This is a genomic window from Micrococcus lacusdianchii (genome assembly GCF_023155805.1).
Taxonomy (GTDB): Bacteria; Actinomycetota; Actinomycetes; order Actinomycetales; family Micrococcaceae; genus Micrococcus; species Micrococcus lacusdianchii.
Genome location: NZ_JAKNUW010000001.1, coordinates 73,609 through 99,303, shown reverse-complemented (window position 1 = coordinate 99,303; position 25,695 = coordinate 73,609). Strand labels below are relative to the sequence as shown.

Here is a 25,695-nt window from a genome sequence, read left to right as displayed (position 1 = left end):
CGCCCCGGAGCGTGGGGGCGGGCGGCGCGCCCGTCAGGCGCGGTCGGCGGTCCGGGCGTCCGACCGGCGGAAGAGCAGGGCGAGGACGGCGCCCGAGAGGTTGTGCCACAGGGAGAACACCGCGCCGGGCAGAGCCGCGGCGGGGGAGATGTACTGCGCCGCCAGGCCCGCGGCGAGACCGGAGTTCTGCATGCCCACCTCGATGGACACCGTGCGTGCCGAGCGGACCGGCACGCGGAGGGCACGCGCCACGCCGTAGCCGAGCGCGTACCCGAGGCCGTTGTGCAGGACCACCGCGGCCAGGACGAGCGCGCCCGCGGAGAGCACGGTGGCCGCGGAGTTCCCGACGACGGCGGCCACCACCAGGGCGATGAACACCACCGACACCCACGGCAGGGCGGGCAGGAGGCGGTCCACGAGGCGGTGCAGGAGCAGCCGGACCACCAGGCCGCCGAGCACCGGCAGGAGCACGATCGTGACGATCGAGGCGGCCATGGCGGCGCCGTCGACCGCCATGTACTGGCCCGCGAGCCAGAGCGTGAGCAGGGGGGTCAGCAGCGGGGCGAGCAGCGTGGACACGGAGGTCATGGCCACGGACAGCGCCGTGTCCGCGCGGGCCAGGTAGCTGATCACATTGGAGGACGTGCCGCCCGGCGCCGACCCCACCAGGATCACGCCCGCCGCGAGCTCCGGGGGCAGGCGCAGCAGCAGGGCGACGGCCAGGCCCAGCAGCGGCATGATCGCGTACTGCGCCACCACGCCCAGCAGTACCGGGAGGGGCCGCTTCGCCACCAGGGCGAAGTCCGGGAGGGTCAGGGTCAGTCCCATCCCGAACATGATGATCCCGAGGAAGAGGTTCACCTGCGGCAGCAGGGTCTTCGCCGTCTCCGGGGCCAGGAAGCCCACGAGGGCGGCCGCCAGGATCAGCAGGGGGAAGACGGTGACGGCGATGCGGGCCGAGCGGTCCTCGGCCTGCCGGGAGTCGGGTGCGAGGGAGGCGGTCATGGCGACGAGGGTAGGGGCTCGAGGGCGTGCCGTCCGCATCCCAGACGAACGATGTCCAGCAGGCGGACGGCGGGCGGGGTCCGACCGCTGCCCAGCGGCGGAGGGACACGTGCAGGGGTCAGACGGCCCGGGAGCGGAGAGCCTGGGACCACGTCATCGCCTTGCCGGTGCGCAGGATCGAGCGCTCGTAGATCGTCGCCGCGAACCAGATCGCCAGGCCCGTGGAGAGCACGAGGACACCGAGGGCGGCCACGTGCTCCCACGTCTCGCCCTGGCCCAGGAACACGCGCAGCGGCACGGCCACCGGAGCGCAGAACGGGATGAAGGACATGATCCGCAGCGCCTGCGGGTCGTCGTTGAAGAAGATCACCGCGAAGTACGGGAGCATGATCAGCATCATCACGGGCAGGGACGTGGAGCCGATGTCCTCCTGGCGGGACACGAGGGACGCGGCCGCCGCATACAGAGAGGCGATCATCACGAATCCGATCGCGAACAGCAGGACGAACCAGAGGATCGGTGCGCCCAGCCCGTCCAACGGCAGGACGGTCTCGTTGATCTGCATGCCCAGCAGGAGCACACCGGCGACCAGCGCCACCTGGAACAGGGCCATCGCGGAGTTGCCGATCACCTTGCCGGCCATCATGGCCTTCGCCGGGATCGCGGCGAGCAGGATCTCCACCACGCGCGACTGCTTCTCCTCGATCACCGAGACCGCGATCTGCTGACCGTAGGTGATGGCGATCGTGAAGAACACGATGCCGAAGCCGAAGGCGATCAGGTACTGCAGGCCCGGGGCCGCGGCGTTCGGATCCAGAAGCTCCACGGCCGGGGTTGTGGACAGCGCCTGGACCAGATCGGTCGGTGCGGAGTCCAGGCCAACGACGGCCAGGCCCGCCGGGCCGGCCTCGTCCGGCACCACGGCGGCCTCGACTTCGCCGGCGCGCACGGCCTCCCGGGCGGCGTCCGTCGAGCCCACCGTCCGAAGGTCGTAGGAGTCCCCGAGTGCTCCCACGGCCTGTGCCGTCTCGGCTGTCACGGCCACGTCCGCTCCGGCGGTCCCGCCGAGCCAGTCGGCCAGGCGGGGTCCGACCAGCACGGCCGCCAGGAGCAGGCCCAGCATGATCGCGGTGGTCACCACGAACGCCTTGGAGCTCATCTTGACCTTCATCTCGCGACCGGCCACCAGGCCGACGGCGATCCAGAAGGGGGTGCGAGCAGGGGCAGGCCGGGCCTGGGCGTTCATCGGGTGACCTCCGTGAAGATGTCGTGCAGGGAATGGTGGACGAGGCCGAAGGCGCGGACGGTGCCGCGGCTGCTGGCCTCGCGCAGGACGGCGTTCGCCGCGTCCCCCGACTCCGCATGGAAGCGGACCCAGCCACCGTCGAGGCTGGTGACCCGGACGCCCGGGGCGCAGCGGACCCAGCCGGCGTCCGTGTCGGCGGCCAGCTCCCATTCGGTCTCGGCGTGCCGCTCGAGCAGCTCCTGGCGGGTGCCGTTCGCCACCACGCGGCCGTCGGCGAGGATGACGAGCTCGTCGCAGAGCCGCTCCACCACGTCCAGCTGATGGGAGGAGAACAGCACGGGGACGCCGTTGTCGGCGGTCTCCCGCAGCACCTGAAGGGTGGTGTCCACGGCGTGCGGGTCAAGGCCGGAGAACGGCTCGTCCAGCACGAGGGCAATCGGCTCGTGCACCAGGGCGGCGGCCACCTGGGCGCGCTGCTGGTTGCCGAGGGAGAGCTCCTCGAGCTTGTCCGTGGCGCGCGGGCCGAGGTCCAGGCGCTCCAGGAGGTCCGTGGCGCGGGCCCTCGCGGCCTCGGCGGAGGACCCGTGCAGGCGGGCGAGGTAGACGAGTTGGTCGATCACCGTCATCTTCGGGTAGAGCCCGCGCTCCTCCGGCATGTAGCCGATGCCCGCGCGGTGGTCGGCGGTGATGGGGGAGCCGTCCACGAGGACCTCTCCCGAGTCAGGGGAGAGAACGCCCAGCAGGATGCGCATGGTGGTGGTCTTCCCAGCGCCGTTGCCGCCTACGAAGCCGGTCATGACGCCGGGCTTGATGTCGAAGGTGAGCCCGTGGAGGACCTGGTGGTCTCCGTAGGACTTGGTGAGGTCTCTGACGCTGATCATGTCCTCGACGCTAGGCGTCGGGCACCTCGCTGCGGATCCTCCGGGCGGGTGAGATCGGCGGATCCGTCTCCCGGGGGGCCTCCTCCTCCCGGGGAGGGAGATGGCGGCGGGTCAGCCGGCCAGGCCGTGCTGGAAGGCCCAGATGACCGCGTGCACGCGGTCCCGGGCCGGCAGCTTCATGAGCACGTTGGACACGTGCGTCTTCACCGTGGACTCACCCACCACGAGCTCCGCCGCGATCTCCGCGTTGGACAGTCCACGCGCCATCAGCCGCAGAATCTCCGTCTCCCGGGCGGTCAGAGCTGCCGTCCCGAGGGCGTCGTCCGCCTCCGCACGCGCCTCGAAGGGTGCCGGGGCCGGGCCCGACGCGCCCGGCGCCAAGCGTGCCAGGACGCGGCGGGTGACCTGCGGGTCGAGGAGCGCGTCGCCACGGCCGAGGACGCGGACGGCCGCCAGGAGCTCCTCGGGGCCGGCGGACTTCAGCAGGAACCCCGAGGCCCCGGCGGTCAGGGTGTCGAAGAGGAAGTCGTCCCGGTCGAAGGTGGTGAGGATCAGGACGGCCGCACGGGCCCCGGACGCGGCCAGCGCCCGGGTGGCCTCGATCCCGTCCATCACGGGCATCTGCACGTCCATGCAGACCACGTCGGGGTCCAGCTCGGCGGCCTTGGCCAGGGCGTCCCGACCGTCCTCAGCCTCGCCGACCACCTCGATGCCGTCCTCGGATCCGAGGATCGCGGCGAAGCCGAGGCGGATCAGGGGCTGGTCGTCCACCAGCAGGACGCGGATGGTCATCGGGTCTCCTCGGGTACGGATGCCGCGGGCACGGTGGCCCGCACGAGCCATCCTCCGGCAGGCTTGGGGCCGGCCTCCAGTGTGCCGCCCACGGAGTCCATCCGTTCGCGCATGCCACGCAGGCCCATGCGGGTGCCGGGCAGGGCGGGACGGCCACGGTCTCCACGGCCGTCGTCCGAGACCTCGAGCTCCACCCTGTCTTGACCGGTGCGCAGCCGTAGGGTCACGGCGGCGCGAGGTCCGGCGTGCTTGCGGGCGTTCGTCAGGCCCTCCTGCGCCACGCGGTACAGGGCGAGCTCGGCGGCCGGGGGGAGCTGCGGTGCCGCACCGATGCGTTCCAGCGCCACCGTCTGCGCGGACGCGGAGCGGGCCTCCGCGGCGAGGGTCTCGAGGTCGGACAGACGGGGGATGGAGGAGATCGGGCCGTCGTCGTCCCGCAAGGTGTGGACCAGGGTCTGGAGCTCCCGCACGGCCTGGCGGGAGGACTCCTCCACCCCCTTCAGGTGGGCCGACGCGGCCTCGAGGTCCGTGCCCTGCAGCAGCCGTGCCGCGCCGGCCTGCACGCCCATGGCCGTGACATGGTGGGCCACCACGTCGTGCAGCTCGCGAGCGATCCGCACCCGTTCCAGGGCGACCGCCTGCTCGGCCAGCCTGACCTGCTGGCCGTGGATCTCCGCGTGGGCGCGCTCGAGCTCCTGACGCTCCATGGCCTGCTGCCACGCGCGGTCGCCGAACGTCCAGGCGCCCGTGAAGTAGGCGGCGTTGATCAGCCACTGGATCAGCAGGAACGCGAAGAAGGCGTTCACGCCGCGCTCGCCGGTCTCCGGGTCGGAGAAGCCGTCCACGGAGACCACCAGCAGCCACACCGCCATGGCCACCACGATGGCGAGCCGGGTCCAGAACGCCCGACGCCGGTCGGGGCACCACGCACCGACCGTGTACATGCCGAGGAACAGCACCACCTGGGAGGCGTAGACCTCGATGCCCACCCAGGTGGCCAGTCCGATGTACCCGGCGGCGTAGACGATCGCCACGGTGAGCGGGGCGATGCGCCGTGCGGCCAGCAGCAGGGCGGCGGCGCCACTGGCCACCGCCACCACGTGGACCGGGGCCTTGTACCCGGCGTCCGTGCCGGCCCACTGGGACAGGTAGGCCATCTCCACGCTGGCGATCGCCAGCACGACGGCGATGATGACATCCGTGCGAAGCCAATGCTCCGGCAAGGCGCGGCCGGTCGGGGACGTGCAGGGCGTCATGGGCATGGGTTCACCCTAGGCAGGAGGGGGCACTGCCACCTCCGTCCGCAGAGGGAGAAGAGGGCGGCCGCCCGCCGGCGTCCAGCCCTCCTCAGCCCTCCGGCGCCTGGATCAGCTGGAACGTCGCGCCGGCGGGGTCCAGCACGGTGGCCACAACGCCGAACGGCGAGTCCATCGGCCCGTCCACCACGCGGCCGCCGTGCTCCTCGAGGGTCCGCACCGAGCCGGCCATCTCCGTGGTGCGGAAGTACACCCGCCAGTGGCTCGGCACGTCGTCGGGCAGCCACCGCGCCGCATCGCACAGGCCCGCGGTGGCCGCCTCGCCCGCCCCGTTCGTGGCGTAGCCGGGGCTCTCGCCGTCGACGGCGGGCTCGTCGCCCGAGCCCGCGCCGTCGTCCTGACCCTCCGCGCCCATCGGCACGACGTCCCAGCCGCACACCGCACGGTAGAACGCCGCGTCCGCCGAGAAGTCCTTGGACATCACCTCGAACCACACGGAGGTCCCCGGCGCCAGCGGCAGGTCGTGACCGCTGAACTCGCCGGGCTGCCAGAACCCCAGGTACTCGCCGCCCGGGGTGACGGCCACCGCCATCCGGCCCAGCGTCCCCACGTCCACCGGCTCCATGTGCACGGTCCCGCCGTGCTCCTGGACCAGGTCCATGGTCGCGTCGATGTCGTCGCTGCGCAGGTACACGGACCACACGGCGGGCCCCTCGGCCGCGGCCCCGTCCGGGCCGGCCGGCATCTGCTCGACGTCCATGGCGCCGGCCACCGTGGCCGCGCCCGCCCGGATCATGCGGTAGTGGCCGAACTCCTCGCCCTGGTCCTCGAAGGTCCAGCCGAAAAGGGCCTCGTAGAACTCCTGCTGCCGGGCGAAGCCCCCGGTCATGAGGTCGATCCAGATCGGGGAGCCGGAGGGGATGGTGTGCTGCTGATCGCTCATGGTGCCCAGCATGCGGGCGGGGTCCCGGATGCGCCAGAGGCCCGGGGGTGAACTCTCGGGGACAATGGCCGGGATGAGCACCGCCGCCTCCGACTCCCCGTCCCCCCTGCCCACCGACGGAGCCGCTGCCCCCACCCGCATCCGCCTCGGCGTGCTCGTGGCGCCGGACGTGGACCCGGCCGCGGCGGCCGCCCTCGACCCCGCCGCCCTGGCGGCCCGCCTCGACGCCGCCTACCCGGGGCTGGCCTGGGACGTCCGGGTGAGCGCAGAGGAGGTGGGCGATGACGACGACGACTCCCTCGACCTCCTCGAGATCACCCGCGACCGCATGCTGGACGAGGACTGGGACGTCGCCGTCGGCTTGACGGGCCACGCCCTGGTGCAGGGGCCGCACACGATCGCCGAGCAGGTCTCGCCCGTCCACTCGACCGGCGTCACGTCCTTGGGGCTCGCGGAGGGGGACGCGCCGGCGACCGTGGAGCGCGTCGTCGCCCGGCTGCTCGGCCTGGACCCGGACGAGGGGGAGCCGCACGCGGACGACGTCCGGGACGCGGTGCGCTGGGCGCGCCAGCTGGCCGACGACGTCGAGCACCGCGCCGGCGAGTCCGGCGCCTCCTTCGCCGGGCGCGTGGCCGGGCGCAACGCCCGCATGATCCTGGGGACCGTGCGGGCGAACCGGCCGTGGATGGTGGCGATCTCCCTGACCCGGTCCATGTCCACCGCGCTCGCCACCGGCGCGCTGACCCTGCTGACCACGGACCTGTGGATGCTCTCCGCCGAGTACTCGGGCGTGCAGATGGCGGTGCTGGGCGCGCTGTCGATCGTGGCGGTCACGCTGTCCCTCGTGGTGGGCGCGAAGCTGTGGGAGCGCCCGCGCCGTGCCGCCGAGCGGGAGCAGGTGACGGTGTTCAACATCGCGACGGTCCTGACGGTGCTGATCGGCGTGCTCGTGCTCCACGCCCTGCTCATGCTCGTCGCCCTGGCCGGGGGCCTGCTGCTCGTGGACGGGGACGTGTTCGAGGAGGTCACGGGCGATCCCGCGACCCTGTGGCAGTACCTGAAGCTCGCGTGGTTCGTGGGCGGGCTGGCCACGATCGGCTCCGCGCTCGGCGCCGGCCTCGAGGAGGCCGACGACGTCCGCGAGGCGATCTTCACGCGCGGCTCGCGCTGAGCCCGGGCCCGCGCGTCACCCGGGCGTGACCGGCGCGTCACTCGGGCGCCACCCGGGCACCACCCGGGCGTCAGGCGCAGGGAGCACCATGCCCTCCATGAGCATCCTCTCCCGCGCACCCCTCGCCCCCGCCCTCACCGGTCTCGCCTCCGCCGCCCTGCTGGCCGCCCTCTGCCCCCCGGCCGCCGTCTCCGCTCCGCCGGCCCACGCCCCCGCCCACGGCGTGGACCGCGGCGCCGCCACTCAGCGTGCCGTCCCCGCCGTCGAGGTCACCACGGACAACGAGACGCCCGTCCTCTACGACTCCGAGGAGGGCGGCAACGCGTCCGGCGACGACCCCGCGATCTGGGTCGACGCGCAGGACTCCGCGAACTCGATCGTCGTGGTGACCGCCAAGGAGGGCGGCCTGCGCGTCTATGACCTGGACTCGAACGAGCTCCAGGCCGTCGCGGCCGCCGAGGCCCCCCGTGAGGACGCCGCCGCGGGCCGGTACAACAACGTGGACATCGCCTACGGCGTGCCGCTGGGCGGCGAGCGCGTCGACGTCGCCGTGGTCTCTGACCGCTACAACGACCAGGTGCGCTTCTTCGCGATCGACCCGGCCGGTGCGCGCGCGCAGACCCCGCTGACCTAGGTCACCGCCGCGGACCTGCCCTTCCTCTTCCACGCCGACCGCGCCGGCGTGGACACCGAGCAGACCGCCTACGGCCTGGCCGTGTGGCAGCCCCGCCAGGGCGGCACCTACGTCGTGGTCACCCAGGAGGGCACCACCGCCCTGACGCTCGTGGAGGTCATGGAGCAGGACGGCGCCCTGGGCTACGTCCCGGTGGACACCGTCTCCATGCCCGCGCAGTTCGACCTGCCGGACGGCACCGTGTGGACCCCGTGCGAGGAGCCGGGCGTGGGCCCGCAGTTCGAGGGCGTGGCCGTGGACCGCCGGACGGGCACCCTGTTCGCGGCCCAGGAGGACGTGGGCCTGTGGGAGATCGGCCTGAGCACCCAGGGGTTCACGGGCAAGCAGGGCCTGATCGACCGCGTGAAGGACTTCGGCGTGCACGACCGCTTCGACCCGGAGACGGAGGAGTGCGAACCGATCGACCCGGCCGACGAGGGCGTCGGCGGGAGCCTGCTCGAGGCCGACGCCGAGGGCGTCGACATCTACTACGGGCGCGGCGCGAACGGCTACGTCGTCGTCTCTTCGCAGGGTGACGACTCCTTCGCCGTCTACGAGCGCAACGGCCGCCACGCCCCCGTCGGCTCCTTCCGCGTGCGCGGGGTGGACGGCGTGGACGACATCCACGGTTCCGACGGGCTGGCGATCGCCTCCGTGCCGGTGGGCGAGTACACCCGCGGCCTGCTGGTGACCCATGACGAGCCGGAGTCCGGCCCGGGCGTCGACGACGAGCAGGACCCGACGAACTTCTCCTACGTGGACGTCGGGGACGTCCTCGACGCGCTGGGGCTGCGCGGCCGCTGACGCGCCGCGTTCCGCTGACGCGCCGCCCCACCCGCCGGCGAGGGCGGGTGGGGCGGGCCCGCGGCACGGTCAGACCGTGGCCAGGCCCTCCACCGGGCTGAGCCGCGCCGCGCGGCGGGCCGGCAGCAACGAGGCCACGAGCCCCGCGAGGGCCGCCACCGCCACGATCAGCAGCAGCTCCACCCACGGCACGGCCGGCCACACGAGCCCGGCCGTGCCCGTCACCTGCGCCACCAGCTCACCGAGGATCAGCTGCGACCCGGCCCAGCCGTAGAACACGCCGAGCGCGCACCCGAGGGCGGCGGCCACGGCCGCGATCAGCACCGCCTCAACGGCGATCATCCCGCGCAGCCCGCGCCGGGTGAGCCCGAGGGCCCGCAGCAGCGCGTTCTCCCGGGTCCGCTCGATCACGGACAGGCTCAGCGTGTTGGCCACGCCGATCAGCGCGATCAGCACGGACACCGCCAGCAGCGCCACCACGATCCCCAGCAGGGCGTCGATCACCTGCGAGTACAGGGCGCGTTCACCGAGCCCTCCCTCGACCACCTGGGCGCCGTCGCCGGCGGCCGCGGTGACGCCCTCGGCGAGGTCCTGCAGGTCGCGGACGGCAGCGTCGCCGCCCGCGTCTACGAGCACCAGCCCCCCGCCCTCGGGACCGGGCCCCGCGCCGGACCCGGCACCGTCCCCGCCGTCCGCACCGACGGCGGGTCGGCCCTCGGCGCGGACCTGCTCGGCGGTCTCCGGGGTGAGGAGCACGGCGGTCTGCAGCCCGGAGCCGCGCACGGAGCGCAGGTCCTGGGTACGCCCGTCCACGGTGACGCCGGTGGTGGGATCGGCCCAGCTGGGCACGTACACGGTGCCGTCGGCGGCGAGGGCGCCGGCGTCCCGTTCGGGCTCACGGGCGACCACGGCGCGCAGGCCGTCGGCGGCCACCGCATAGGCGGGGGTGCCGTTCACGGTGGCCCCCACGGGCACGGAGCCCGCGGCGGCGCTCACCCCCGCCACCTCCGCGACGGCCCGCGCGGCGGCCGCCGGGTCCTGGCCCGGCGCCACGGACACCACGAGGTCCACGGGGAACTCGGTGTCCAGGAGGCGGTCCGTCTCGGCCTGGGCCGTGCGGCCGCCGGTGAGCACGAGCGCCACGAGCGTGGTGCCGATCAGCAGCGCCGCCGCGGTGGCGGCCGTGCGGGAGCGGTGGCGCGTGGCGTTGAGCCCGGCCAGCCGTCCCGGCACGCCCGCGGGCCGGGCCAGCACGGCCGCGCCCCGCACCGCCGTTGGCACGAACAGGCGCGCCAGCAGCAGCATCCCCAGGAAGGACAGGACGCCGCCGCCCACCGCCGGCAGGAACTGCTGCCCCAGCGCGCCGGACCACATGAGCACGGCGCCGCCCACGGCCAGCACCGCCCCGACGACGGCGCGCACCAGCCCGGCTCGGGAGAGCACCTCGGTCTCGGCGGCCGGGCGCAGCGCCTGCAGCGGGGCCACGCGGGTGGCGGCCCGGGCCGGGCCCAGGGCGGCCACCACGGCCACCCCCGTGCCGACGGCCGCCACGGCCGCCAGCTGCAGCGGGTCCCCGCCGAAGCTCAGCGCCGGCACCCCGAGCGCCTGCCGCGCCACTGCCACGACGCCGGCCGTCAGCGCCACGGCCAGCCCGACCCCCAGCAGGGCGCCGAGCAACCCGGTGAGCAGCGCCTCGAGGAGGACGGCACCGCGGATCTGGCGCACGCTCGCGCCCACGGTGCGCAGCAGCGCGAGGTCACGCGTGCGCTGGGCCACGAGCACCTGGAAGGTGTTGGCGATCACCAGCGCGGTCACCACCAGGGCCAGCACCGCGAACCCGCCGAGCACCCAGCCGAACAGGTCCGTGCCGCCGGCCATGCGGCTGAGCTGGTCGCGTGAGGCCTCGTCCGGGGTGGCCACAGCGGCGGCCACGCCCTCGCCGCGCAGCAGCTCCGCCACGTCCGCGCGCACCGACTGCGGGTCCGCGCGGTCCTCCAGCCGCAGCAGGGCCGCGGTGGCGAACGGGGCGGCCTCCGGCATCTGCAGGGCGTCCACGACGCCCGCGCCGCCCCACACCTGGGCCTGCGAGGACAGCATCGGGTCGGGGGAGACGGAGGTCAGGCCGGAGACGACGGCCTCCACGGCGCCCTGCCCGGAGCCGGCGGTCAGCGTCACGGTGTCGCCCACGCCCACGGCGAGCGTCTCGGCGGTGCCCTCGTCGAGGGCCACGGCACGGGCGTCGCCCGGGGCGGGCAGCGTCCCCTCGAGGACCCGCACGCCCGCCAGGGAGGCGTCCTGCGGCAGGGGGACGGCGACGCCAGCCCGCGGCTCCCCGCCGGCGGCCACCTCAGCCCAGGTCAGCGTGGGGGCGAACGCCTCGGCGACGCCGGGCACGCCCGCGAGCGGACCGGGCGCGTCGGCGGTGCCGGCCAGGGACGGGAGGCGGTCCATGGCGGAGGCGGCCGTCTCGCCGGAGGCGTCCCCGCCGTCGTCGGGAAGGACCACGAGGTCCGCGCCGGCGTACGTGGCGCCGAGGGTGGCGCGCAGGGTGGCCTGCGCGGAGGAGGCCACCAGGGAGGCGGCGGCCAGGAACATGGTGCCGATCAGCACCGCCAGAACCACGGAGACGTACCGGCGGGGCTGCGTGCGCAGCTGCGCGAGGGCGACGGTCCACATGCTCAGATCGCCCTCCCCTGCTGCAGCGCGGTGAGGGCCTCGGCCACGCGCTCGGCCGTGGGGGCGTGCAGCTCCCCGGCCAGGGCGCCGTCCGCGAGCAGCACCACGCGGTCCGCGGAGGCGGCGGCCACCGGGTCGTGGGTGACCATGATGACGGTCTGGCCCATCTCCCACGTCGCGCGGCGCAGCAGGCCCAGCACCTCGGCGCCCGTGGCGGTGTCCAGGTTGCCGGTGGGCTCGTCCCCGAACACGACGTCAGGCCGCGTCAGCAGGGCGCGGGCCACGGCCACGCGCTGCTGCTGGCCGCCGGAGAGCTCATGCGGGCGGTGGGTGAGCCGGTCGCTCAGGCCCAGTGCGCCGACGATCTCCTCCAGCCACGCCCGGTCCGGGCTGCGGCCGGCCAGCTCGAGCGGGAGCACGATGTTCTGCTCCGCCGTGAGGGTGGGCACCAGGTTGAAGGCCTGGAACACGAAGCCCACGCGGTCCCGGCGCACGCGGGTCAGGTCGGCGTCCGAGAGGCCGGTGATGACGGTGTCGCCCAGGGTCACGGTGCCGGCGTCCGGGGTGTCCAGGCCGGCGAGGCAGTGCATCAGCGTGGACTTGCCCGAGCCGGAGGGGCCCATGATCGCGGTGAAGCGGCCGGCCTCCACGTCCACGTCCACGCCGCGCAGGGCGTGCACGGCGGTGTCCCCGCGGCCGTAGGTCTTGGTGAGGCCGCGCGCGGCGACGGCGGGCGGCGTCGTCGTGGGGGAGGACGCGGAGGCGAGGTGGTGGGCGCCGACGGCGTGGGAGGCGCCGGGTGCGGGTGAGGCGTTCATGGGACCAGCCTCGCGCCGGGGGCGGGTCGGACGGATCGGAGCGGGGGATGGACCCGGCGGGCCCCGGGGTTCCCCCACGGGATGACCGGCGACCGGCCGCAGGCAGACCGGGGTGGGAGGATGGACGGCATGAGATCGGACGCCCTCGCCAACCGCCGGGACCTCGTGTCCGCCGCCTCCGGGCTGCTCGCGGAGCAGGGCGCGGGGATGTCCCTGCGCGCGGTGGCGCAGGCGGCCGGCGTGGGCGTCGGCACGCTGTACCGGCACTTCCCCTCCCGCGTGGACCTGCTCACCGCGGTGCTCGAGGACGTGGTGGAGCGGCTGACCGCGCATCTGGAGAGGTTCATCGAGGGGGACGAGCCGGCCGCCGAGCGCTGGCTGCGGCTGTCCCGGGCGCTCGCGGACGAGGATCTCGCCAACCTGCTGGCCGCGCGGGACTCCCTGGGGCCGGACGAGGGTCCCCCGCCCGAGCGGATGGCGGAGGCCGAGCGCGTGATCATGGCCCTGACCGACCGCGCGGTGGACCTTGCGCGCCGGGGCGGGCTCGTGGCCGACGGGGTCGGCGGGCACGACTGGTTCACCGGGCTGCTGGTCGTCACCCGGCCGCCGCTGCCCGCCCTCGAGGCGTACGTGAGCGAGCAGCGCGACTGGCTGCTGCGCGTCTACCTGCGCGGCCTCCGGCCCGACTGAGTCCGGTCAGGCCCGCCGCGGCCGCGCCAGGGTGATCGTCACCGCCGCCACCAGGGCCGCGGCGCCGAAGCCGAGCAGCACGCGCGGGATCCCCACCACGTCCGTGGCCAGCGTCAGCCCGGAGGTCACGAGGGCGGCCGTGACCAGCGCCAGGAACAGGGCCAGGCACTCGGCGTCCGCGCATTCGCGCTCGAGGTCGGCCTGGGTGCGGTCGGCGACGGCGGGGGCCGGCTCCACCACGGAGTGGCGGTCCGCCTCCTCCGTGGGAGCGGGGGCGGGAGCGGATGCGACGTCGGCGGTGCGGTGCGGTGCGGTGGCGGTGGCCATGGGGCTCTCCTCGGGTGGGTCGCCGGTCTGGGCGGGCACGGCCCAGCCTCCCGCGCAGTGGGCATGCGGCGGGACCGTCTTGAGGGGGAACTGTGCGCGGCGTGCATCATCCCCAGGGATGACCCACCCCCACGGATCCACTGCACTTCTGACCCTTCTGAGGCGCGGATCGGGCGTCGGAAGGGTCAGAACTGCAGTCGATTGTCCGGGCGCGGGCGCGAGGGCAGGCGGGGCGGGGGTGAGGGACAGGTCTGTCCCCTCCTGCACAGGCGCCCCCGAGCACTCCGGGCTCCCCACCGTCGCCCGCCCACCGGGCGGGAGAGGCCGTCCGCACGCAGGATCCCGGCCATGCGCACCCCTGGAGACTTCCCCGCCCACCTCCGCAACGCCCCCTTCACCCGTGCCGCCGCCCTGGCCGCAGGCCTCTCCGGTTCGCGCCTGCGCAGCCGAGACGTGACCCGGGTCGGCCACGGCGTCTACCGGTGGACCGGCGCGCCAGGCCCGACGACGACGCCCCCCACCCCGACGGCGCCGCCCGCGGAGGCGGCCTCCGCCACTCCGCCCGACGAGGAGCGGAGGGCGAGGGAGGCGCGGAAGGAGTCGGCCCGGCGTCGTGAGGTGGACCGGCTCCAGGAGCTGCTCGCCCGGCACCCGGACCTCGTGGTCACGGGGGCGTCGGCGGCGCGGCTGTGGGGGCTGCCGCTGCCGTCCTGGGCGGAGGCGTCCACCGAGCTGACGGTGCTGCGCGCGGAAGGCCTCCGGGCCTGCCCCGAGGCCGGCGTGCGCACCCGGCTGGCGGACCTCACCCGGATCCGTCTCCACCCGGAGCCGCTGCACGGTCTGCCCGTGACCGCCTACGCCGACACCTGGTTCCACCTGGCGGACGACCTGCCGGTGGACCTGCTCGTCGCGGTGGGGGACCGGCTCGTCCGATCGCGTCCGCAGTGGGGTGAGGAGGCCCTCGCGAGCCGTGCCGCGCTCGCCGAGTGCCTGCAGCGCCAGCGGGGGCGCCGCGGCGTCGTGAAGGCCCGCGCGGCCCACGCGCTCGTGCGCGACGGCGCCGACTCGCCCCAGGAGACCGCGCTCCGGCTGGCGCTGCTGGATGCCGGCCTGCCGGAGCCGGAGCTGCAGATCGAGCTGCGGGACCCAGAGTTCCCGAGCCGGAACCCGGCCACCGCGGATCTCGGGTACCGCCGGTGGAAGATCGCCGTGCAGTACGAGGGCGCCGGCCATGACGACCCCGTGCAGGTCGCACGGGACACGCACCGGGACGCTGTGTTCCAGCGGGCGGGCTGGCTGGTCGTCCGGGTCTCGAACTCGGACCGCAGGGCGGGGTTCGCCGGGACGATCGCGCTGATCCGGCAGGCGATCGCCGCGCATGGTCGCCTCGAGATGGCCGCCCCCGGGGATCCACTGCACTTCTGACCCTTCTCAGCTCCGCATGGGGCGTCAGAAGGGTCAGAAGTGCAGTCGATTCGCCAGGGGAGGTGTGGGGGCGGGGAGGTCAGAAGCGCACGAGCCCGGCGCGGTGGGCGACCAGCACGGCCTGCACGCGGTCCCGTGCCGCGAGCTTGGCCAGCACCCGGCCCACGTGCGTCTTCACGGTGGCCTCGGAGAGCACCAGCTCCGACGCGATCTCCGGGTTCGAGGCGCCGGAGGCCATGGCGGTGAGCACCTCCCGCTCGCGCGGGGTCAGGGACGCCACCGCGGCCACCTCCCGCTCGCACTCGGTTTCCCGCGCGGCGTCCTGGCGCAGCCGCGGCGCCATGTGGGCCATGAGCCGGCGCGTGGTGGACGGGGCGATCACGGCGTCGCCCCGGTGCACGGTGCGGATCGCGGCGAGCAGCTCCTCCGGCGGGGCGTCCTTGAGCAGGAACCCGGACGCGCCGGCCTCGATCGCGTCCATCACGTGCTCGTCCAGGTCGAAGGTGGTCAGCACCACCACCCGCGGGGCGTCCGGGCGGCGCAGCAGCGCGCGGGTCGCCTCGATCCCGTCCATGCCGGGCATCCGCACGTCCATCAGCACGACGTCGGCGCCCGCCACCGCCACGGAGGCCGCCGCCTCGCGGCCGTCGCCGGCCTGGGCCACCACCTCGAGGTCGGGCTGGGAGTCGATCAGCATGGCCAGGCCCGAGCGGATCAGCGCCTGGTCGTCCACGAGGCCCACACGGATGGGGGCGGTGTCCGGGCTTGTCGTCTCGGTCATGGGAGGGACCTCAGATCTCGGTGTAGGGAAGATGCGCGTGCACACGGTAACCGGCGCCGACGCGCGGGCCGGTCTCCACCGTGCAGCCGAACAGCGCCACCCGCTCGGCGATGCCGCGCAGACCCTGGCCCGAGCCCGCGGTGGCGGGATCGGCCGCGGCGCCCCGGCCGTCGTCGTCGACCTGCACGTCCAGGCCGTGCGGCGTCCAGGCGAGGGTGACGAAGGAGCGGGCGTCCGGGCCGGCGTGCCGCAGCGTGTTGGTGAGCGCCTCCTGCACCACGCGGTATGCCGTGAGCTCGCCGCCGCCGGGCAGGGCCCGCCGCGGGGTCCCGTCCTCGAGCAGGGAGACCTCCATGCCGGACAGGCGCATGGTCGCCAGCAGGTCCGGCACGTCCGCGAGGCCCGGCGGGGCGCGGTGGGCGTCCCGGGAGGCGGGGTCGCGGCGGCCGCGATCGGCGCCGGCGTCGGCGGGCCCGCGGAGTACGCCGAGCAGCTGGCGCATGTCCGCGAGCGCCGCCCGCCCGGTCTGCCCGATGGTCTCGAGCGTGGCGACGGCCAGCTCCGGCTTGGCGGCGGCGGCATAGCGGGCGCCGTCGGCCTGGCTGATGATCACCTGCAGGGAGTGCGCCACGATGTCGTGCATCTCGCGGGCGATGTGGCTGCGCTCGTCCGCGGCGGCGAGCTCGCGCTCCTGCCGGGCCTGCGTCTCGAGGCGCCGGGTGCGGTCCTCGAGGGCCTGCACGGCCAGGCGCCGGTTGCGGACCACGTCCCCGAACGCCCACGCGGTGAGGACGGTGAGCCCGCAGCCGACGGTCATGACCACCATGCCGGCGGGGTCCGCGGGGGAGCGGATCATGAGGCCGTCCGGGGTGGTGAACGCGGGCGGGAACAGCCAGACCTTCATCCCGTTGGCGGCGCCGCCGGCCAGGCCGGCCAGCAGCCCCGCGATCGACGCGCGGCGCGGGGCGAGCGCGGCCAGGTTGTAGACGGTGAGCGGCACCATCACCAGGGCGGCGCTGAACTCCGGGCCGAAGGCCAGGTGGACCAGGGCCGCCAGCACGGTCACCCCGGCCGAGGCCATGGGCCAGCGCCGGCGCGCCGCCCACGGCAGGGTCAGGCCGAAGCCGGTGAGCACGGCCACGAGGGCGCGGGTGCCCTCCGGGCTGGGGCTCGGGACGTAGCCGAGGACGAACCACGGCACCACCACGAGGACCAGGGCGAGCACCGCCGCCGTGATCGCGTCCGCGCGCACGGGATGACGGCGCAGCAGGTGGTCGACGCGGCGCAGGGGGTTCACGCGTTCAGCCTAGGAGGACGTCGGGCGGGGGCGCGTCCGACCGCGGGATGACCTTCGATGTGCCCGGTCACTCCCCGGGGGTCAGCGCGGCGAGGACCACCGCCGCGTCCCGCTCCGCGATCCGGTGCGCGCCGGTGCCGGCCCACAGGTGCACGTGCTCGAGGTCACCCCGCTCGGCGGCGACCCGGCGCAGCGGCCCGGTCAGGGCGTTGACCTCGGGATAGGCGGCGGGGGCGTCGGCGAACTCGTCCATGAACGGGGTCACCAGGGACCGTGCCCAGCGCCCCGTGAAGGCGCGGGTCACGGCGGTGGCGGCGCCGCCGTCGTCGGGGTGGGCGAACGCCGCCCCGGCCACGGTCTGGCGCAGGGCCGTGCGGTGCACCGCGGACGTGCCGGCCTCCGGGGTGAGCAGGAACGCCGTGCCCGCGGAGACGGCCGTGGCGCCGGTCGCCAGGAGGCGAGCGACCTGCGCGGCGTCCGTCACGCCGCCCGCGGCGACGAGCGGCACGGAGGCCGCACCGAGGGTGCGGCGCATCTCGGACAGGAGCGTGCGCAGGTCCGTGATGCCCGGCCGTGCGGCGGGGTCCAGCGTGCCCCGGTGCCCGCCCGCCTCGGGGCCCTGGACCACCAGGAACACCGCCCCGTTCCCGACGGCGGCGCGCGCCTCCGCCGCGCTCGTCACCGTGACGCCGGCCGGGATCCCCGCCGCGGCGAGCCGGGCGAAGACGGCGGCCTCCGGCAGTCCGAACGTGAAGGAGACCGCGGGCCACGCCTGCTCCTCGGCTGCGGCGAGGAAGGCCTCGAACCCCTCCCGCTCGGCCGCCGGGTCCGGTGTGACGTCCTCCGCCGCGGGCAGCGGGGCGTCCAGGTCCCGGGCCAGCGCGGTCAGGCGCTCGCGGTGGGCGGCGACGGCCTCGGCCCGCGCGGCGAGGGCGCCGGGGGTGCGAGCGGCGTCGGGGATCGCGGTGTTCACCGCGTCCGGGACGAACAGGTTCACGCCGAACCGGGTGGCGAGGGGCGAGGCCGGGGCGTCTGTGGCGGCGGGGGCGCCGTCGTCGTCGGCGAGGAGGGCGCGGAGCCGGTCCACCTGCTCCCGGACCTCGTCCGGGGTGCGCATGCCGCCGGCCAGGAAGCCGCCGCCGCCGGCGCGGACCACCGCGGCCACGAGCTCCGGGGTGGTCGGACCGCCGGCCATGGGGGCCACCAGCACGGGGACGGGCGGGGCGAGGACGGCGTCGAGGGCGGCCGGGCACGGGGCGGGTCGGGACGGGGGCGGGGTCATGGGGCCAGCGTAGGACGTCCCGCGGAGGCGGACCGGCCTGGTGACCGGCGCCGGAGGGAGGACAATCGGGGGCGGCCCTGCTCGACCCGCTTGACCCGCCCGACTCCGCCCGTTCTCGCGCCCCCTGCCTGAAAGGCTCCGCCCCGCCGTGACCGTCCTCCTGGCCCTTGCGCCGATCCTCGTGACCCTCGCGCTGCTGCTCACCCGGCTGCCCGCGTGGGCGGCTCCCGCGGCCGGCTGCGTCACGGCCGCGGTGCTCGGCGTCGCCGTGTTCGGCACGGACCCGGCGCGGCTGGGCGCCGCGCTCGTCGGCGGCGCGCCCACGCTCCTGGAGGTGGCGGCGATCATCGCCGGCGGCATCACGCTCTCGCGGATCATGGAGCGCTCGGGGGCCAACGGGCGGCTGGGGGAGTGGCTGTCCGCCGGGGCCGGGCCCACGCTGGCCACCGCGCTGCTGATGGTCCACGGCGTGGTCCCGTTCCTGGAGGCGGTCACGGGGTTCGGGGTGTCCCTGATCATCGGCGTGCCGCTGCTGGTGGGGCTCGGCTTCACGCCCTTCCGGGCCGCGGTGCTCAGCCTGTGCGGCCTGGCGATCGCCCCCTGGGGGTCCATGGCGCCCGGCACCCTGCTCGGGGCGCGCCTCACCGGGCTGGACTTCCAGCAGATCGGCGTGGCGGCCGCCCTCTGGAACGTGGTCCCCACCGTGGCCGGGGCGGTGGTCGCGGCGGTCCTGGTGCTGCGCGGCCGGGGCCGGCGCGGGCCCACGGTGCTGCGCGGCACCGCGGTGGCCGTGGGGTCGGCCGTCCTGCAGTCCGGCCTGATCCTGGCGGCCAACATCGCCCTCGGCACCGCCCCGGCCGGAGCCGTCGGCACCGCCTCGATGATCCTTCTCTGGCTCCTCGTGATCCACCGGGGCCGGCTCACCCCCGGCCCGGGCCGGGACGTGGTGCCGTACGCGCTGCTGGTGGCCGGCGTCGTCGCGGGCACCCTGGCGGCCACCGCCGAGCCCGCCCTGAACGCGCTCGGCTCCCCCGCGGTGTGGTCCCTGGCCGCGTGCGCCGCGGCCGTCCCCCTGCTGCGCCTGCCCGCCGCGGACCGGCGCGCCGTGCCGGGGGAGGCTGCCGTGCTGTGGTGGCGCACCGCGGTGCCCACCGCTCTGTACCTGGCGTTCGGGCTGGTGCTCACCGCCGGCGGGATGTCCGGGGCGCTCGCGGACGCCCTGGGTGGCATGGGCCCCGTGTACCTGTTCCTCGCCCCGTTCGTGGGCGGGGCCGGCGGCTTCATCACGGCGTCCAACACGGGCTCCATGGCCATGTTCGGCGCCCTCCAGTTGGACACGGCCCACGCCCTGGGCGTCTCCCCGGTGCTGCTCAACGGGCTGCACAACTCCGCCACGGGCTGGGGGATCGTCACCGGCCCGGTGCGCATCCAGGTGGCCTCGGCCCTCGCCGCGCCGCTGCAGCGTTCGGGCATGCCCGGGCTCACCGCGAGCCCCCGGAACCTGGCGGCCGTGATGCTTCCGGCCGTGGTGATCCCGCTGGCCGTGATGGGTGCGATCGCCGCGGCCGTCCTGCCCCGGGTGGGGTGAGGCCCGCCGTCGGGTGAGGCCGGCTCACACCTTGGGGGCGTTTTCCATCGTCATGGGCGCCCCATGCCGACGGAAAACGCCCCCGAAACGATCCGGCCCGGACCCCGACTTTCGGGGGAGCCGCGCCCCGCACAGCCCCCGTTAGGCTCGGCCGCATGATCCGAGTCCTCGTCGCCGACGACCAGCAGCTGATGCGCACCGCCCTGGAGCACTTCGTGGCCACCGCTCAGGACCTCGAGGTCGCGGGCTCGGCGGCCGACGGCGAGGAGGCGGTGGCCGTCGCCCGCCAGGTGCGTCCCGACGTCGTGCTGATGGACATGCAGATGCCCCGCCTGGACGGGGTGGAGGCCACCGCGCGGATCACGGCCGAGCTGCCGGACACCCGTGTCCTGGCGATCACCACCTTCTCCTCCGAGCAGTACCTCGTGCCCGCGCTGCAGGCCGGCGCCTCGGGCTACCTCGTGAAGGACGCGCCGCCGTCGGAGGTCACCGACGCCATCCGCCGGGTGCACGCCGGCGACGTCGTGTTCTCCCCGGCCGTCGCCCGGGACCTCATCGCCGCCGCCACCTCCGCGGACGCCCGCCGCCCCGAGCACGGCCCGGAGCAGGCCCTGGCGGACCACGAGCGCCTCACCGAGCGCGAGCTGGACGTCGTCCGCGAGCTTGCCCTCGGCTCCTCCAACGCGGAGATCGCCGCGGCGCTGTTCGTCGCCGAGGCCACCGTCAAGACGCACATGGGCAACGTCATGGAGAAGTGGCAGGTCCGGGACCGCGTGCAGGTGCTCATCAAGGCCGCCCGCCACGGGCTGGTGGAGATCGGCGCGTGAGCACGGCCGGCCCCGCCACCGGCACGACGACGGCGTCGCCCGCCCTCCGCGGCCGCCTCGCCGGGGGCTGGGGGCGGCTGCGCCCGCTCGCCCGTCGGCACCGGGGCGAGGATGTCGGGGACGGCTCCGCGCACGGCGGCGACGACGGCCTGCTGCGGCTGCTGCGCACCGACCCCGTCTCCCGGCACACCCGGATCCTGCTGTGGGTGCTGGCGGGGCTCATGCTCGTGTGGGAGGTCGGGTTCTTCTTCCTGGAGCCCGTGGTGAACGAGTGGGCGGTGTCCCAGGCCGGGGTGGACGCGGAGACCGTCAGGGAGCAGGGGATGGCGGACGCCCTCCCGCGCTCCGGCGCCGGGCTCGCCGTGCGGGGGGCGATCGGGCTGTTCGGCGTGCTGGTGACCCTGGCGTTCGCCTGGCAGCCCTCACTGGCGGCCCTCGCGGTCCTCACCGGCAGCGCCGTCCTGCTGACCGGACTGGCCGGACCGGACCACGCGCACTTCACCCCCGTGGGCCTCGGCGGCGGCTGGCTGCTGGGCTCGCTGATGACCGTGCGGTACTCCCACCGCGGGTTCGTGTGGCTGGCCGCCACCGGCCTCCTGGGGATCGTGGTGGCCTCGGAGCTGCTCGCGGACCCGGCGCCCGCTCCGGAGGCGTTCACGTGGCAGGGCGGGGCCACCGCCCTGGGGGTGCTCGCCGTGCTGGCCGCGGTGCCCGCCTACCTGGTGCGCCGGGTCCGGCACCGCGCCCGGGACCGGCTGGCCGCGCTCGCCGCGCAGGAGGAGCGCGTGCGCCAGGCGGCCGAGGCCGAGCGGCAGCGGATCGCGGTGGAGCTGCACGACGTCGTCGCCCACGGGCTCACCGTGATCTCCATGCAGGCGGCCATGCTGCCCACGCTCACGGACGCGGACCGGCGCCGCGGGGCGGAGGAGGCCATCGCGACGGCGGCCCGGCAGTCGCTCGTGGACCTGCGCCGCATGCTGACCGCCCTGCGGGGCACCTCCCGCAACGAGGACACCCAGGACCCCGACGCCGTCGCCGACCTCCCCGGCCGCCTCGCCGAGCTGCAGGCGCGCCTGCGCGGGGCCGGCTACGCGGTGGACGGCGAGTTCGAGGGACTGGACCTGCTGCCGGACTCGATGCGACTGACCGTGCTGCGCATCGCCCAGGAGGCCACCACCAACGTGCTCAAGCACGGGCCCGGGACCGGGCGGGTGTGCCTGTGGACGCGCGTGGACGAGGACGCCCGTGTCACCGTGCGGGTGGAGAGCCCGCTGGCACCGTCGCGGCCCGAGGCCGATCGGGCCCCGGGAGCGCGTGGCCCCGCGACGGCGGCGCAGCTCCCGTTCCCGGCGTCCGGCTTCGGACTGGCGGGCATGGCCGAGCGGGTCAGCCTGTTCGGCGGGACCATCTCCGCCGGCGCCCGGGACGGCCGCTGGGTGGTGGAGGCGGTCCTGCCGACGCGCTGACCGGCGTCACGGATCAGCGCTCCAGCGCCACCGTGACCTCCCCGCCGGGCTCGAGCGTGTGCTCGGCCCCCGCGATCACCATGGGCACGGGGTGCCACATGCCCTCGCCGGCCGTGACCGTCACGTCCTCCTGGGTCATGTGGATCACCACCGGCTGCTGGTGGTACCGGATCACGAAGCGCGCGCCGGGCAGCTGGCGGGGCAGGCGCGGGTCCAGGCGGACGACGTCGTCGCGCGTCTCCAGGCCGGAGTAGCAGCGGATCACGGTGTCCACGGTGCCCGCCATGAGGCCCAGGTGGATGCCCTCGCGGGTGGTGCCGCCCTGCGTGTCGGACAGGTCCGACTCGAGCGCCTCGGTGAACAGGTCCCACGAGCGGTCCGGGTCCGTGCGGGCCGCCACCCACGCGTGCACCAGGCGGGAGAGCGTGGAGCCGTGGGTGGAGCGGGCCTCGTAGTACTCCACGGTGCGCTCGAGCGCCTCCTGCGGCAGCTCGTAGCCCATCCGGCCCAGGATCTCCTCCAGCTCGGCGCCGGAGAACAGGTAGGGGAGCATGAGGGTGTCCGCCTGCTTGGAGAGCTTGTACCGGTTGGTGGCGTCGCCCTCGGACTGCAGGATCAGGTCCATGCGGCCGATGTTCCCGTACTTCGCGCGGTAGCGGCCCCAGTCGAACTCGATCAGGTCCTGATAGCCCTCGAACTGCGCGAGGATGCCCTTCTCCGGGCCCTCCTCGAAGAACGGGACGGTCAGCTTGGCGCTGATGTCCTCCCAGTGCTGGATCTCCTCCTCGTGGACCTCCATGACCTCGGGCAGGCCGTCGTCCAGGGTGTCCAGCCAGCGCAGCAGGCGGGCGGTCTCGGACAGCACCCACGAGGTCAGCACGTTGGTGTACGCGTTGTTGCGCAGCCCCGAGCCGGGGGTCTCCGGGTAGCCGTCGTGGAACTCGTCCGGGCCCATGACGCCGTGGATCTCGTAGCGGCCGGTCTCCTGGTTGAACAGGGTCATGGACGCGAAGAACCGGGAGATCTCCACGAGCATCTCCGCGGCGTAGTCGGAGATGAAGCTCGCGTCCTTGGCGATCTCGATGTACCGCAGCACCGAGTAGGCGATGTCCAGGGACACGTGGCGCTGGTTGTGGGAGTTGTCCGGCATCCACATGCGCGAGCGCGGGTTCCACAGCTCGGTGGGGGTCTCCTCGCGGCCGTCCGAGCCGGACTGCCACGGGTACATGGCGCCGGCCCAGCCCTCGGCCTGCGCGTTGGCGCGGGCCTCGTTGAGGCGGCGGTAGCGGTACATCAGCAGGCCGCGGGTGATCTCGGGGCGGCGCAGCGTCAGCATGGGGTAGACGAAGATCTCGTCCCAGAAGATGTGGCCGCGGTAGCCCTCACCGTGCAGGCCGCGCGCGCCCACGGAGGCGTCCAGGTCGCGGCGCTTGCCGAACGCGGTCTGGAGCACGTGGAACGTGTGCAGGTTCAGGGCCAGCTGCTGGCGCAGGGACGCGCCGTCCTTGCCCTCCGTGGCGGCGACGCCGACAGCGGCGGAGCGGCCGACGTCGAACACGGGCGCCTCGAAGTCCTCGCCCGGGGCGAGGTCCGCGGTGGAGCGGCGCTGGTCCCGGTGCTGCTCGGCCAGGTCGATCCGCACGCTGAACCGGTCCCAGTTCATGCCCCACCGCTGCTCGTGCAGGGTCAGCAGGTTGCGGAAGTTCTGCGCGCGCTGGGCCCGCTTGACGGCCGAGTGGGACACGGAGGCCATCGCGTGGTCGTGGGTGTTGGCCACCGCCGCGGTCTTCTCCAGCACCACGGGCACGTGCTGCTCGATGTGCAGGTGGATGTCCTGGCCCACCAGCAGGTCCGAGCCCTCCACGGGCCGGCGGATGGGCTGGTGGTGGCCCACCGGCGCCATCTGGCGGGTGCGGGTGGCGACGGCCACGTGCACGCGGGACTGGCTCGTGACCGTCTCCAGCAGGACGGTCTCCCCGTCCACCTCGCGGGCGAGGGACGGCTCGAGGTGCTGGTTCGCCAGCGTGCGGTCGTCCGAGACGTTGAGGTTGGCCACGCGCCCGTCGATCTGGCTGCGCACGGTCATCTGGCCGGACCAGTTCTCCGCCTCCACCGTCAGCTCGAGGGCGGCGAGGTGGCGGTCGGCCAGGGACTGGAACTGCCGCGTGTGCAGGGTGGTGATGCGCCCCTGCGCGTCCTCGAACCGCATGGTGCGGGACAGGACGCCGCGGCGCAGGTCCATCTCCTGGTGGTAGTCCAGCATCTCCTCCGAGCCGGGCAGCAGGGGACGGCCTCCCTCGGGCGTGACGACCAGGGGCGTCCAGTCCTGGATGTTGACCATGTGCTCGGTCTCCACGTGGCGGCCCTGCACGGTGGAGGTCAGGCGGTTGAACACGCCGGCCAGGTAGGTGCCGGGGTAGTGCACGTCGGAGATGCGGGTGCCGGGGACGGAGCCGCGGGTGCCCCAGTAGCCGTTGGCCAGGGTGCACAGCACCTCGCGGGTGCCCTCGGACTCGGGGTCGAAGCGGTCCCAGCGCAGCACCCAGGCGGCGTCGAAGGGGGTGGTGGTGCGCTTGTGCAGCTCGAGCGTGCCGTAGTCCTCCACCACGATGTGCGCGCCGGCGTCCTTGAGCCGGCCCTTGCCGTTCTCCGGCTCGCGGTTGACGCCGATCACCAGGCCGAAGCGGCCATCCGAGGCGGCCTTCACGCCGGAGACCGCGTCCTCGAGGACCATGGCGTCCGCGACGTCCACGCCGAGCTCGCGGGCGGCCTCCCAGAACATGGCCGGGTCCGGCTTGCCGGGCAGGCCGCGCTCCACCGCGGTGTGACCGTCCACGATCACGGGGAAGTAGTCGAGGACCCCGCCCGCGGAGAGCACCGCGCGGGAGTTCTTGGAGGAGGTCACCAGCGCCACGGGCACGTCCTTGCGGCGCAGCTCCTCGAGCAGCTCGGCGGCCTCGGGGAACACCCGCACCCCGTCCCGCTCGAGGACCTTCTCGAAGTGCCCCTGCTTGCGCTCGGCCAGCGCGATCACGGTGAGGTCGGGCCGCGAGGCCGCGACGTCGTCGGCGGCCTCCGGCACGTGCAGCCCGCGCGAGGCGAAGAAGGCGCGCACGCCGTCCTCACGGGGGCGGCCGTCCACGTGGTGCAGGTAGTCGGACCGGGCGTCGAAGGGGCGCAGGACGTCCGGGTCCGCGGCGACGGCGTCGCGGTTGGCCTCGAGCTCGCCCACGGCCGGCAGGGCCTCGTCGAACAGCTCCTTCCACGCCGCCGCGTGCACGCCGGCGGTGTCCGTGATGACGCCGTCCATGTCGAAGATCACCGCGCGGTAGCGGCGCAGGCGGTGGCGGCGGGAGTTCCGGTCCTGCTGCTCGGCAGGGGTGAAGGTCTGGGTCACGGGGCGCCTCGGCTCTCGGGGACGTCGGGGTGTGCGGGCATGCCAGGGCCCGCCCGGGAGCTCCCGGGCGGGCCAGCGTTGGTTGGTGCCCAGCCTACGGGCGGCGGAGGGCGGAGGGGAGGGGGTGTCGGCGGGTGCCGGGTGAGTCCGCTCTCGACGCGCGGGCGGCGGGTCCCGGAGCCCGGCTGTCAGGGAATTGCCAGGCGGCGTGGGGCGGGCGCACACGTCGGCTTCCTACAGTGGAACCACTTCATCGAGGTGCGAGCGATGAAGGTGCGAGTGATGACAGGCAAGGGGCCCCGGAGCGATCCGGGGCCCCTTCCCTGTGCGCGGGTCTTCGGGGCGGGTCC

21 protein-coding genes are annotated in these 25,695 nt (G+C 74.9%); 8 read left to right on the top strand and 13 right to left on the bottom strand.

From position 1 onward, the window contains the following. Positions 1 to 33: 33 nt before the first annotated feature. The 6 genes from MA879_RS00485 to MA879_RS00460 form a co-directional block, all read right to left on the bottom strand. Positions 34 to 1,005, bottom strand: coding sequence for a bile acid:sodium symporter family protein (locus MA879_RS00485; RefSeq protein WP_248122306.1), 972 nt, complete (start codon positions 1,003 to 1,005; stop codon positions 34 to 36). Between the two features lie 118 nt (positions 1,006 to 1,123). Continuing rightward, a complete protein-coding gene (locus MA879_RS00480) occupies positions 1,124 to 2,251 on the bottom strand; it encodes an ABC transporter permease (RefSeq protein WP_248122304.1) in 1,128 nt (375 codons plus the stop codon). Continuing rightward, the gene (locus MA879_RS00475; protein WP_248122302.1) at positions 2,248 to 3,132 is read right to left on the bottom strand and encodes an ABC transporter ATP-binding protein; all 885 of its coding nucleotides are present in this window, start codon (positions 3,130 to 3,132) and stop codon (positions 2,248 to 2,250) included. Before MA879_RS00475 ends, MA879_RS00480 begins: the two co-directional genes overlap by 4 nt. Before the next feature lie 111 nt (positions 3,133 to 3,243). Then, on the bottom strand, positions 3,244 to 3,924 hold the full coding sequence (locus MA879_RS00470) for a response regulator (RefSeq protein ID WP_248122300.1): 681 nt from the start codon (positions 3,922 to 3,924) through the stop codon (positions 3,244 to 3,246). Further along, positions 3,921 to 5,186 carry a sensor histidine kinase gene (locus tag MA879_RS00465; protein ID WP_248122298.1) on the bottom strand — a complete coding sequence of 422 codons (1,266 nt, stop codon included), beginning with the start codon at positions 5,184 to 5,186 and terminating at the stop codon, positions 3,921 to 3,923. The genes MA879_RS00470 and MA879_RS00465 overlap by 4 nt, the downstream gene beginning before the upstream one ends. Positions 5,187 to 5,271: 85 nt before the next feature. Beyond that, on the bottom strand, positions 5,272 to 6,123 hold the full coding sequence (locus tag MA879_RS00460) for a VOC family protein (RefSeq protein WP_248122297.1): 852 nt from the start codon (positions 6,121 to 6,123) through the stop codon (positions 5,272 to 5,274). Positions 6,124 to 6,196: 73 nt separating this feature from the next. On the opposite strand from MA879_RS00460, the gene MA879_RS00455 reads away from it, so the two are divergent. From MA879_RS00455 to MA879_RS00445, 3 genes are all read left to right on the top strand, one after another. Further along, on the top strand, positions 6,197 to 7,294 hold the full coding sequence (locus MA879_RS00455) for a hypothetical protein (RefSeq protein ID WP_248122295.1): 1,098 nt from the start codon (positions 6,197 to 6,199) through the stop codon (positions 7,292 to 7,294). 97 nt (positions 7,295 to 7,391) lie between these two features. Beyond that, positions 7,392 to 7,928, top strand: coding sequence for a phytase (locus tag MA879_RS00450; protein ID WP_248122293.1), 537 nt, complete (start codon positions 7,392 to 7,394; stop codon positions 7,926 to 7,928). 48 nt (positions 7,929 to 7,976) lie between these two features. Continuing rightward, on the top strand, positions 7,977 to 8,771 hold the full coding sequence (locus MA879_RS00445; RefSeq protein WP_248122291.1) for a phytase: 795 nt from the start codon (positions 7,977 to 7,979) through the stop codon (positions 8,769 to 8,771). Between the two features lie 69 nt (positions 8,772 to 8,840). Here the strand turns inward: MA879_RS00445 and MA879_RS00440 are convergent, their stop codons facing one another. Both MA879_RS00440 and MA879_RS00435 read right to left on the bottom strand, forming a co-directional pair. Further along, the gene (locus MA879_RS00440; RefSeq protein ID WP_248122289.1) at positions 8,841 to 11,447 is read right to left on the bottom strand and encodes an FtsX-like permease family protein; all 2,607 of its coding nucleotides are present in this window, start codon (positions 11,445 to 11,447) and stop codon (positions 8,841 to 8,843) included. A gap of 2 nt (positions 11,448 to 11,449) precedes the next feature. Then, positions 11,450 to 12,265 (bottom strand): ABC transporter ATP-binding protein, encoded by an 816-nt coding sequence (locus MA879_RS00435; protein ID WP_248122287.1) that lies wholly within the window; start codon positions 12,263 to 12,265, stop codon positions 11,450 to 11,452. A 129-nt stretch (positions 12,266 to 12,394) separates the two neighbouring features. Here MA879_RS00435 and MA879_RS00430 point away from each other — a divergent pair, with 129 nt between their 5' ends. After that, positions 12,395 to 12,955 carry a TetR/AcrR family transcriptional regulator gene (locus MA879_RS00430; protein WP_248122284.1) on the top strand — a complete coding sequence of 187 codons (561 nt, stop codon included), beginning with the start codon at positions 12,395 to 12,397 and terminating at the stop codon, positions 12,953 to 12,955. Between the two features lie 6 nt (positions 12,956 to 12,961). Here the strand turns inward: MA879_RS00430 and MA879_RS00425 are convergent, their stop codons facing one another. Continuing rightward, positions 12,962 to 13,282, bottom strand: a complete 321-nt coding sequence (locus MA879_RS00425; RefSeq protein ID WP_248122282.1) for a hypothetical protein — start codon at positions 13,280 to 13,282, stop codon at positions 12,962 to 12,964. 348 nt (positions 13,283 to 13,630) lie between these two features. On the opposite strand from MA879_RS00425, the gene MA879_RS00420 reads away from it, so the two are divergent. Next, positions 13,631 to 14,707 (top strand): endonuclease domain-containing protein, encoded by a 1,077-nt coding sequence (locus tag MA879_RS00420; RefSeq protein WP_248122280.1) that lies wholly within the window; start codon positions 13,631 to 13,633, stop codon positions 14,705 to 14,707. A gap of 79 nt (positions 14,708 to 14,786) precedes the next feature. Here MA879_RS00420 and MA879_RS00415 read toward each other — a convergent pair whose 3' ends face one another. The 3 genes from MA879_RS00415 to MA879_RS00405 form a co-directional block, all read right to left on the bottom strand. Beyond that, positions 14,787 to 15,488: a response regulator gene (locus MA879_RS00415; RefSeq protein ID WP_248122278.1), complete on the bottom strand. Its 702-nt coding sequence runs from the start codon at positions 15,486 to 15,488 to the stop codon at positions 14,787 to 14,789. A 10-nt stretch (positions 15,489 to 15,498) separates the two neighbouring features. Next, complete coding sequence (locus tag MA879_RS00410; RefSeq protein WP_248122276.1) at positions 15,499 to 16,785, bottom strand: sensor histidine kinase; 1,287 nt, start codon at positions 16,783 to 16,785, stop codon at positions 15,499 to 15,501. A gap of 67 nt (positions 16,786 to 16,852) precedes the next feature. Beyond that, a complete protein-coding gene (locus MA879_RS00405; protein ID WP_248122274.1) occupies positions 16,853 to 18,067 on the bottom strand; it encodes a nitronate monooxygenase in 1,215 nt (404 codons plus the stop codon). A gap of 148 nt (positions 18,068 to 18,215) precedes the next feature. Here MA879_RS00405 and MA879_RS00400 point away from each other — a divergent pair, with 148 nt between their 5' ends. From MA879_RS00400 to MA879_RS12490, 3 genes are all read left to right on the top strand, one after another. Then, on the top strand, positions 18,216 to 19,655 hold the full coding sequence (locus tag MA879_RS00400; RefSeq protein WP_248122272.1) for an L-lactate permease: 1,440 nt from the start codon (positions 18,216 to 18,218) through the stop codon (positions 19,653 to 19,655). Between the two features lie 155 nt (positions 19,656 to 19,810). Further along, on the top strand, positions 19,811 to 20,482 hold the full coding sequence (locus MA879_RS00395; RefSeq protein ID WP_248122270.1) for a response regulator transcription factor: 672 nt from the start codon (positions 19,811 to 19,813) through the stop codon (positions 20,480 to 20,482). Beyond that, entirely contained in the window at positions 20,479 to 21,948 is a 1,470-nt protein-coding gene (locus MA879_RS12490; protein ID WP_248122268.1) for a sensor histidine kinase, read from the top strand. Before MA879_RS00395 ends, MA879_RS12490 begins: the two co-directional genes overlap by 4 nt. A gap of 13 nt (positions 21,949 to 21,961) precedes the next feature. Here MA879_RS12490 and MA879_RS00385 read toward each other — a convergent pair whose 3' ends face one another. Continuing rightward, complete coding sequence (locus MA879_RS00385) at positions 21,962 to 25,345, bottom strand: beta-phosphoglucomutase family hydrolase (protein ID WP_248122265.1); 3,384 nt, start codon at positions 25,343 to 25,345, stop codon at positions 21,962 to 21,964. Positions 25,346 to 25,695: the final 350 nt, after the last annotated feature.

Coding starts and splice junctions, on each gene's coding strand:
- MA879_RS00465 (WP_248122298.1), bottom strand. CDS start 5,186: ATGCCCATGACGCCCTGCACGTCCCCGACCGGCCGCGCCTTGCCGGAG.
- MA879_RS00460 (WP_248122297.1), bottom strand. CDS start 6,123: ATGAGCGATCAGCAGCACACCATCCCCTCCGGCTCCCCGATCTGGATC.
- MA879_RS00435 (WP_248122287.1), bottom strand. CDS start 12,265: ATGAACGCCTCACCCGCACCCGGCGCCTCCCACGCCGTCGGCGCCCAC.
- MA879_RS00485 (WP_248122306.1), bottom strand. CDS start 1,005: ATGACCGCCTCCCTCGCACCCGACTCCCGGCAGGCCGAGGACCGCTCG.
- MA879_RS00425 (WP_248122282.1), bottom strand. CDS start 13,282: ATGGCCACCGCCACCGCACCGCACCGCACCGCCGACGTCGCATCCGCT.
- MA879_RS00395 (WP_248122270.1), top strand. CDS start 19,811: ATGATCCGAGTCCTCGTCGCCGACGACCAGCAGCTGATGCGCACCGCC.
- MA879_RS00405 (WP_248122274.1), bottom strand. CDS start 18,067: ATGACCCCGCCCCCGTCCCGACCCGCCCCGTGCCCGGCCGCCCTCGAC.
- MA879_RS00480 (WP_248122304.1), bottom strand. CDS start 2,251: ATGAACGCCCAGGCCCGGCCTGCCCCTGCTCGCACCCCCTTCTGGATC.
- MA879_RS00415 (WP_248122278.1), bottom strand. CDS start 15,488: ATGACCGAGACGACAAGCCCGGACACCGCCCCCATCCGTGTGGGCCTC.
- MA879_RS00430 (WP_248122284.1), top strand. CDS start 12,395: ATGAGATCGGACGCCCTCGCCAACCGCCGGGACCTCGTGTCCGCCGCC.
- MA879_RS00450 (WP_248122293.1), top strand. CDS start 7,392: ATGAGCATCCTCTCCCGCGCACCCCTCGCCCCCGCCCTCACCGGTCTC.
- MA879_RS00470 (WP_248122300.1), bottom strand. CDS start 3,924: ATGACCATCCGCGTCCTGCTGGTGGACGACCAGCCCCTGATCCGCCTC.
- MA879_RS00420 (WP_248122280.1), top strand. CDS start 13,631: ATGCGCACCCCTGGAGACTTCCCCGCCCACCTCCGCAACGCCCCCTTC.
- MA879_RS00455 (WP_248122295.1), top strand. CDS start 6,197: ATGAGCACCGCCGCCTCCGACTCCCCGTCCCCCCTGCCCACCGACGGA.
- MA879_RS00475 (WP_248122302.1), bottom strand. CDS start 3,132: ATGATCAGCGTCAGAGACCTCACCAAGTCCTACGGAGACCACCAGGTC.
- MA879_RS00440 (WP_248122289.1), bottom strand. CDS start 11,447: ATGTGGACCGTCGCCCTCGCGCAGCTGCGCACGCAGCCCCGCCGGTAC.